This is a genomic window from Pseudomonas sp., assembly GCF_017744435.1.
Taxonomy (GTDB): domain Bacteria; phylum Pseudomonadota; class Gammaproteobacteria; order Pseudomonadales; family Pseudomonadaceae; genus Aquipseudomonas.
In genome coordinates this window covers 80,199-87,151 of the sequence record NZ_JAGIBG010000024.1, presented here as the reverse complement: position 1 = coordinate 87,151, position 6,953 = coordinate 80,199, and the positions used below count along the sequence as shown (strand labels likewise).

Sequence of the window (6,953 nt, the reverse complement as noted above, 5' to 3'; positions counted from 1 at the left end):
CTGCTCAGCGAAGTGTTCCAGCGCTGATACTGCAGGGGGCCGCTGTGCGGCCCTTTCGCCGGCAAGCGCGGCTCCCACAGGTCAGCACTGTCATCAAAGCCTGTGCAGTACCTGTGGGAGCCGCGCTTGCCGGCGAAAGGGCCGCACAGCGGCCCCCTGCAGTATCAGCGCTGGAACACTTCGCTGAGCAGGTTGTGCATCGAGCGGAACGCCCGCTCCGAAGTACGACGGTCATACTGCATCTTGCCTGGCACATTGGCATTCGGGTCGGTGAACGAATGCACCGCGCCACCGTAGCTCAGCAGCTGCCAGTCCACCTTGGCCGCGTTCATTTCATCTTCGAACGCCGGCAGTTGTTCCTTCGGCACCAGCGGGTCGGAAGCACCGTGCAGTACCAGCACCGAGCCTTTGATACGCTTGGCATCTTCCGGATTCGGGGTGTCCAGTGTGCCGTGGAACGACACCGCCGCTTTCAGGTCGGCCCCGGTACGGGCCAGCTCCAGGGCACAGCAGCCACCGAAGCAGAAGCCGAAGGTGGCCACCTTGCCCGGCTCCAGCAAGGCCCTGGATTGGCCCAGCAGTTGCGCCAGGGCTTCCTGCATGCGCTTGCGCAGCTCGCCACGGTCATTCTTCAGCGGCATCATCGCCGCCCCTGCCTCATCGGCATTGGACGGCCGTACCGACTGCCCATACAGGTCGGCAATCAGTACCACATAACCCTTCTCGGCCACTTCCTTGGCGATACGCTCCGCGCCTTCGCCGATGCCCATCCAGTTCGGCGCCATCACCAGGCCTGGGCGGCCCAGCGCACCTGGCTCATAGACCAGGCGGCTTTCGTAGGTCTTGCCGGACAGGTGATAGACCAGCGATTCGACGATTACCTTGCTCATCAAACACTCCTTAGGCACTCACTATAAAAAAGCCCGCCGAAGCGGGCTTTCCTGTGCATCAACTCAAGCAGATAGCTCGACCAGCAGCTTGTTCAGGCGACGAACGTAAGCCGCCGGGTCCTTCAGGCTGTCACCGGCCGCCAGCGCGGCCTGATCGAAGAGGATGTGCGACAGCTCGGCAAAGCGGTCTTCGCTCTGCTCGTTGTCGAGCTTCTCGATCAGTGGGTGGGTCGGGTTGAACTCGAAGATCGGCTTCGAGTCCGGTACCTTCTGGCCGCTGGCTTCGAGGATCTGGCGCATCTGCAGGCCCAGGTCCTGTTCGCCGATGGCGAGGATCGCCGGCGAGTCGGTCAGGCGGTGCGACACACGCACTTCGGCGACGCTGTCACCCAACGCACCTTTCAGGCGCTCGACCAGGCCTTCCTTGTCCTTGGCCACTTCTTCCTGGGCTTTCTTGTCCTCTTCCGAGTCCAGCTTGCCGAGGTCCAGGTCGCCACGGGCAACGTCGACGAAGGCCTTGCCATCGAACTCGTTGAGGTAGCTCATCAGCCACTCGTCGATACGGTCGGTCAGCAGCAGGACCTCGATGCCTTTCTTGCGGAAGACTTCCAGGTGCGGGCTGTTCTTGACCTGCGCGTAGGACTCGCCGGTGAGGTAGTAGATCTTGTCCTGGCCTTCCTTGGCACGCGCCAGGTAGTCAGCCAGGGCAACGCTCTGCTCGCCGCTGTCATCCTGGGTGGAGGCGAAGCGCAGCAGGCCGGCGATCTTTTCCTTGTTGGCGAAGTCTTCGGCCGGGCCTTCCTTCAGCACCTGGCCGAAGTTTTTCCAGAAGCCCTTGTACTGCTCAGGCTCGTTCTTCGCCAGCTTCTCCAGCATGTCCAGCACACGCTTGGTCAGCGCGGTCTTCATCGAGTCGATGATCGGGTCTTTCTGCAGGATCTCGCGAGACACGTTCAGCGACAGGTCGTTGGAGTCGACCACACCTTTGATGAAGCGCAGGTACAGCGGCAGGAACGACTCGGCCTGGTCCATGATGAACACGCGCTGAACATACAGCTTCAGGCCGCGTGGTGCTTCGCGCTGGTACAGGTCGAACGGTGCACGGGCCGGCACGTACAGCAGCGAGTTGTATTCGAGCTTGCCTTCGACCTTGTTGTGGCTCCAGGCCAGCGGGTTTTCGAAGTCATGGCCGATGTGCTTGTAGAACTCCTGGTATTCCTCGTCCTTCACCTCGGAGCGCGAACGGGTCCACAGGGCGCTGGCGCGGTTGACAGTTTCCCATTCCTGCGCCGGCTTTTCTTCACCTTCGGCGGCTTCGGCCTGCTCCTTGGGCAGTTCGATCGGCAGGGCAATGTGGTCGGAGTATTTCTTGACCACGTTGCGCAGGCGCCAGCCATCGGCGAACTCCTGCTCGTCCTTCTTCAGGTGCAGGACGATGCGGGTGCCGCGCTGCGGCTTGTCGATCGTGGCGACTTCGAATTCACCCTCGCCCTTCGACGACCAGTGCACGCCTTCGGCAGCTGGCTGGCCGGCACGGCGGCTGTACACATCGACCTTGTCGGCAACGATGAAGGCCGAGTAGAAGCCCACGCCGAACTGACCGATCAGGTGCGAATCCTTCTTCTGGTCACCGGTGAGGTTCTTCATGAAGTCGGCGGTGCCGGACTTGGCAATGGTGCCCAGGTGGGCGATGACATCTTCGCGGCTCATGCCGATGCCGTTGTCCTCGAGGGTCACGGTACCGGCGTCCTTGTCGAAGCTCAGGCGGATCTTCAGGTCGGCGTCGTTCTCGAGCAGCTCCGGCTTGGCCAGGGCCTCGAAGCGCAGCTTGTCGGCGGCGTCGGAAGCGTTGGAGATCAGCTCACGCAGGAAGATCTCCTTGTTCGAGTACAGGGAATGAATCATGAGGTGCAGCAGCTGCTTTACCTCGGTCTGGAAGCCCAGCGTTTCTTTTTGAGTCTCCACACTCATGGTCTTCAAAACTCCGATCTGATGGCAGTGGCGCCTGGCGGCCGACTTGGCCTGCGTTAACGGCGGATGTCATGCAGATGGGGGCTGCCCGGACGATTTCAAGGGCTTTTCCGGCTCGATCTTGAAATGCGCGCGAGCGGTGGCGATCGGCGACTGCCGATCGCCCTGCCAGGCGGTGATGGCGACGTTGGTCACCCGCCGCCCCTGACGCCATAGCTGGCACTGGGCATAGGTGTCGCGAAAATGCCCTGCGCGCAGGTAGTCGATGGAGAAATCGATGATTTTCGGAATGCTCGCGCTCTCGCTGTAGATCAGCAGGTACAGCGCCGCGGAAAGCTCCATGAAGCCGGCGATGACGCCACCATGGATGGCCGGCAGTAATGGGTTACCGATGTTGTCCTGGCTGGCCGGCAGGCGGAACAGCAAGTCGTCACCCTCGCGCTGGCACTCGATGCCGATCAGCCCGGCGTAAGGGATCAAGGCGAGCAAGGGGCCGTAGTCGCCGACTGCGTGAGCCGCGTTCAATTGCTGGCGAACGTGTTCAGGGATCATGCCCCGCCCTCCTTCAGGCTGTTGCCGAAGCGGATGCCACCCTTGATCTCCTGGCCCAGGCGCATGAAGGTGCCGACCACCTGGCAGATCGGCTGCTCGGGGTCGTCCTGGTAGGCGGTGCCGCGGGTGAAAATGACGTCACGGGTCACGCGATAGCAATGCGCATGGCCGTAGATCGGCTTGCCGGGTGCGGACGGGTGCATGTAGTCGATGCGCAGATCGAGCGTCGGGCACACCTCGAAGCGCGGCAATACACACAACGTCGCCATGCCGCAGGTGGTATCCATCAACGTGGTCAGGGCACCACCGTGCACCGCGCCGGTCTGCGGGTTGCCGACGATCGCTGGCGACCAGGGCATGACCAGGGTCATGCCGTCGCTGTCAGCATGGGCAACGCGCATCTGCAACCGTTGGCAATGTTTCAATGCCGAGAGAAAACGCTCAGCCATGGCCAACAAGCTTTGATCGTTCATAGGCGAGTTCCGTAAGCACTGCCGCAGCGGCATAAAATCAATAAAAAGTCTATATAGAACGGGGTGTTATATATCTGTAACCTCTGCGGAACTTATTCCGTGTGATTGAACTCGAAGGAACAAGTCAATTATTCCACCAAGGAGAAACACCCCCATGCGTAAACCTTTTGCTTTTGCTCTGATGCTGGCTGCTGCCATGGGCCTGGCTGCTTGCGATAAAGCGAGCGAAGACAAAGCCCAAGACGCACAGCAACACGCCGAGCAAGCCCAGGAAAAGATGGGCGAAGCTCAGGATAAGATGAACGAAGCCGCCAAGGAAAACGCCGAAGCCGCCAAAGATCAGGCCGAAGCCGAGAAGAAGGCCGCCGAAGAGGCCGCCCCGGCTACTCCGGCGCCGGAAACCGCGCCTGCCGAACCTGCCAAGCAGTAATCGAGCACATCAAAAAAACCCGACAATGTCGGGTTTTTTTGTGCCTGCCTTTAGAGGATTAAACGTTTCAGTTAATGCTGTTGGAACTTTCCCTGGGCATGTCTGTCAGCGCACTTTCGGTTGGCGTGAACACCATGACGTCCAATACATCGGAATGGAACTCACGGCGATACAGAATCAGCACTACACCGACACTCACGACCATGAACAGCCAGGGGCTGATGAACCAGGTCAACATGGCCATGCCGAAGTAATAAGAGCGCAGGCCAAAGTTGAACTGGTTGGCTGCCAGCGACAGCACCCGTGCGGCTCGTGAGGCAAAGGCCTTGCGCTCCAGCTCGTTGACCTGGCGCTCGCCGATCATCGGCGCGGACCCCACCAGTACTGCGGCAAAGTTGTACTGACGCATGCACCAGCTGAAGGTGAAGAAGGCGTAGACGAACACCATGGCCAGGCACAGCAGCTTGATCTCCGACATGCCTTGGGACGCCTGCTGCACCAGCGGCAGGTCCGCGAGCAACGACAAGGCACGATCCGAAGCACCCAGCACGGTGAGAATACCGGCAAGGATGATCAGGGTACTGGAGGCGAAGAACGACGCATTGCGCTCCAGGTTGCCGATCACGCTGGCGTCGGCGATGCGGTTGTCGCGCAGCAGCATGCGGCGCATCCAGTCTTCCCGGTACAGGTGCAGCACGCTGGCCAGGCACGCGGTATCGCGGCCCTTCCAGATGGCATAGCGGGTGTAGCCGCCCCAGCAGAGGGCGAACCAGCATACGGCCAGGAGGTTGTGGAGATTGCTTTGGATGAAGTTCATGCAGGGTTCCCGAGGGCCAGGTGCACAAAGAATAGTGACCGGGTTTCGACGCCTGCAAGCGGTAAAAGGCACACACTGAAACGAAAAAGCCCCGCATCCTTTCAGATGCGGGGCTTCCGAGTCTCCACCCTTGGCGAGCACCCTACGGCTTGTGGCCGGTGCCGCCCTCAGGCTTCAACGTCTCAGGCCAACGCTTCGCGTGGCTTGCCAAGCATGCGGTCGCAGGCCACGGCGCCAACCAGGGTCACCACCGATGGCACCAGCCAGGCAAGGCCTTGGTCGCTCAGCGGCAGGTGCGCCAGTACGTCCGGCAATACATGGGCAATATCGCTACCCTTGATCGCGTCGACCATACCGAACACCAGCGACACCAGCATCACCGGAGCCAGGATACGGGTCGGCGAATTCCACAGGTCCTTCACGAAGCTCAGGCCCACTACCACGATGCATGGCGGATAGATGGCGGTCAGCACCGGGATCGAGAACATGATCAGCTTGGTCAGGCCCAGGTTGGAGATCAGCAGCGAGAAGCCCGCCAGGATCACCACCAGTGCGCGGTACGACAGCGGCAAAATCTGGCTGAAGTATTCGGCGCAGGCGCAGGTCAGGCCCACCGCCGTCACCAGGCACGCCAAGGCGATCAGCACCGCGAGGAAGCCGCTACCCAGGGAGCCGAAGGTGTGCTGCACGTAGGCGTGCAGAACGGCCGCACCATTAGTGGCGTCAGCGGCGATGTCGTGGCTAGTGGCGCCCAGACGGAACAGGCTGACGTACACCAGGGCCAGGCCGACACCTGCGATCAGGCCGGCGATGATGGCATAGCGGGTGATCAGCTTCGGCGATTCGACACCGCGCGAGCGGATGGCGTTGACGATGACGATACCGAACACCAGGGCACCGAGGGTGTCCATGGTCAGGTAGCCATCGGAGAAGCCCTTGGAGAACGCAGCGGCGGCATAGGCCGGCTGTGCTTCACCAATGGTCCCGGCCGGCAAGGCGAAGGCTGCGATACCCAGCACCGCCAGGGCGATGATCTTCAGCGGTGCGAGGAAGCGACCGACGGTGTCAAGCAGCTTGCCCGGGTACATGGACACGGCCAGTACCACGGCGAAGTACACCAGGCTGTAGATGAACAGCGCCGTCGGGCTTTCGCCGGTCAGCGGTGCCACGCCCACTTCGAACGATACGGTCGCAGTACGCGGCGTCGCGAACAGCGGGCCGACCGACAGGTAGCACACAGCCGCCAGCAGGCCACCGAAGAACTTGCCGATCGGGCTGCTCAAGGCGTCCATGCCGCCACCGACCTTGGCCAGGGCGACCACGGTGATGACCGGCAGGCCCACGGCGGTGACCAGGAAGCCCAGGGCCGCCATCCATACGTGCGGGCCAGACTGCAGACCGACGATAGGCGGGAAGATGATGTTGCCAGCGCCTACGAAAAGCGCAAACGTCATAAAGCCAAGCGCCAGGATATCCTGGCCTTTGAGAACTTTCATTTAAGGTAGTACCACACTGCTGAAATCGGGATTCGAGAGGGGATTTCCCATTGGATGAGGGGAAATGCTGCCCGGCTTGATAGGCCAGACCCGTTTAGCGTGTCGTTCCCTTTTGGGGTACGGGCACAGAGTGAACGCGTAGATTAACCGTTTTACCCGGTAAACGCACTGATACAGTGCTGCTTGTCCGATGTGCGTACATGTTTGTCGTCTGCGTGACCGGAGACAGTAGGAATTATCACCATATTGAAACTTTCGTCTGCGCGAAAATTCCTATCAAACCCATCGAAAAACCTAACTGCCTGTTCGAGCTGCAGAAACGAC

The 6,953-nt window shown here is 60.9% G+C and carries 7 protein-coding genes; 1 reads left to right on the top strand and 6 read right to left on the bottom strand.

The features are described 5' to 3' along the window. Positions 1-164: 164 nt before the first annotated feature. The 4 genes from J7573_RS17070 to J7573_RS17055 all read right to left on the bottom strand — a co-directional run bounded on the left by J7573_RS17070 (position 165) and on the right by J7573_RS17055 (position 3,886). Positions 165-890 (bottom strand): dienelactone hydrolase family protein, encoded by a 726-nt coding sequence (locus J7573_RS17070; RefSeq protein WP_294337672.1) that lies wholly within the window; start codon positions 888-890, stop codon positions 165-167. 63 nt (positions 891-953) lie between these two features. Next, positions 954-2,861 (bottom strand): molecular chaperone HtpG, encoded by a 1,908-nt coding sequence (htpG, locus tag J7573_RS17065; protein ID WP_294337671.1) that lies wholly within the window; start codon positions 2,859-2,861, stop codon positions 954-956. 69 nt (positions 2,862-2,930) lie between these two features. After that, positions 2,931-3,413, bottom strand: a complete 483-nt coding sequence (locus J7573_RS17060; protein WP_294337669.1) for a PaaI family thioesterase — start codon at positions 3,411-3,413, stop codon at positions 2,931-2,933. After that, positions 3,410-3,886: a PaaI family thioesterase gene (locus J7573_RS17055; protein WP_294337668.1), complete on the bottom strand. Its 477-nt coding sequence runs from the start codon at positions 3,884-3,886 to the stop codon at positions 3,410-3,412. The genes J7573_RS17060 and J7573_RS17055 overlap by 4 nt, the downstream gene beginning before the upstream one ends. 154 nt (positions 3,887-4,040) lie before the next feature. Here J7573_RS17055 and J7573_RS17050 point away from each other — a divergent pair, with 154 nt between their 5' ends. Further along, positions 4,041-4,316, top strand: coding sequence for a hypothetical protein (locus J7573_RS17050; RefSeq protein ID WP_008091929.1), 276 nt, complete (start codon positions 4,041-4,043; stop codon positions 4,314-4,316). 67 nt (positions 4,317-4,383) lie between these two features. Here J7573_RS17050 and J7573_RS17045 read toward each other — a convergent pair whose 3' ends face one another. Together J7573_RS17045 and brnQ are read right to left on the bottom strand one after the other, a co-directional pair. Next, on the bottom strand, positions 4,384-5,133 hold the full coding sequence (locus J7573_RS17045) for a DUF599 family protein (RefSeq protein ID WP_294337663.1): 750 nt from the start codon (positions 5,131-5,133) through the stop codon (positions 4,384-4,386). A 182-nt stretch (positions 5,134-5,315) separates the two neighbouring features. After that, positions 5,316-6,629 carry a branched-chain amino acid transport system II carrier protein gene (gene brnQ / locus J7573_RS17040; RefSeq protein ID WP_103446610.1) on the bottom strand — a complete coding sequence of 438 codons (1,314 nt, stop codon included), beginning with the start codon at positions 6,627-6,629 and terminating at the stop codon, positions 5,316-5,318. Between the last annotated feature and the right edge of the window lie 324 nt (positions 6,630-6,953).

Coding starts and splice junctions, on each gene's coding strand:
- J7573_RS17070 (WP_294337672.1), bottom strand. CDS start 890: ATGAGCAAGGTAATCGTCGAATCGCTGGTCTATCACCTGTCCGGCAAG.
- htpG (WP_294337671.1), bottom strand. CDS start 2,861: ATGAGTGTGGAGACTCAAAAAGAAACGCTGGGCTTCCAGACCGAGGTA.
- J7573_RS17060 (WP_294337669.1), bottom strand. CDS start 3,413: ATGATCCCTGAACACGTTCGCCAGCAATTGAACGCGGCTCACGCAGTC.
- J7573_RS17055 (WP_294337668.1), bottom strand. CDS start 3,886: ATGAACGATCAAAGCTTGTTGGCCATGGCTGAGCGTTTTCTCTCGGCA.
- J7573_RS17050 (WP_008091929.1), top strand. CDS start 4,041: ATGCGTAAACCTTTTGCTTTTGCTCTGATGCTGGCTGCTGCCATGGGC.
- J7573_RS17045 (WP_294337663.1), bottom strand. CDS start 5,133: ATGAACTTCATCCAAAGCAATCTCCACAACCTCCTGGCCGTATGCTGG.
- brnQ (WP_103446610.1), bottom strand. CDS start 6,629: ATGAAAGTTCTCAAAGGCCAGGATATCCTGGCGCTTGGCTTTATGACG.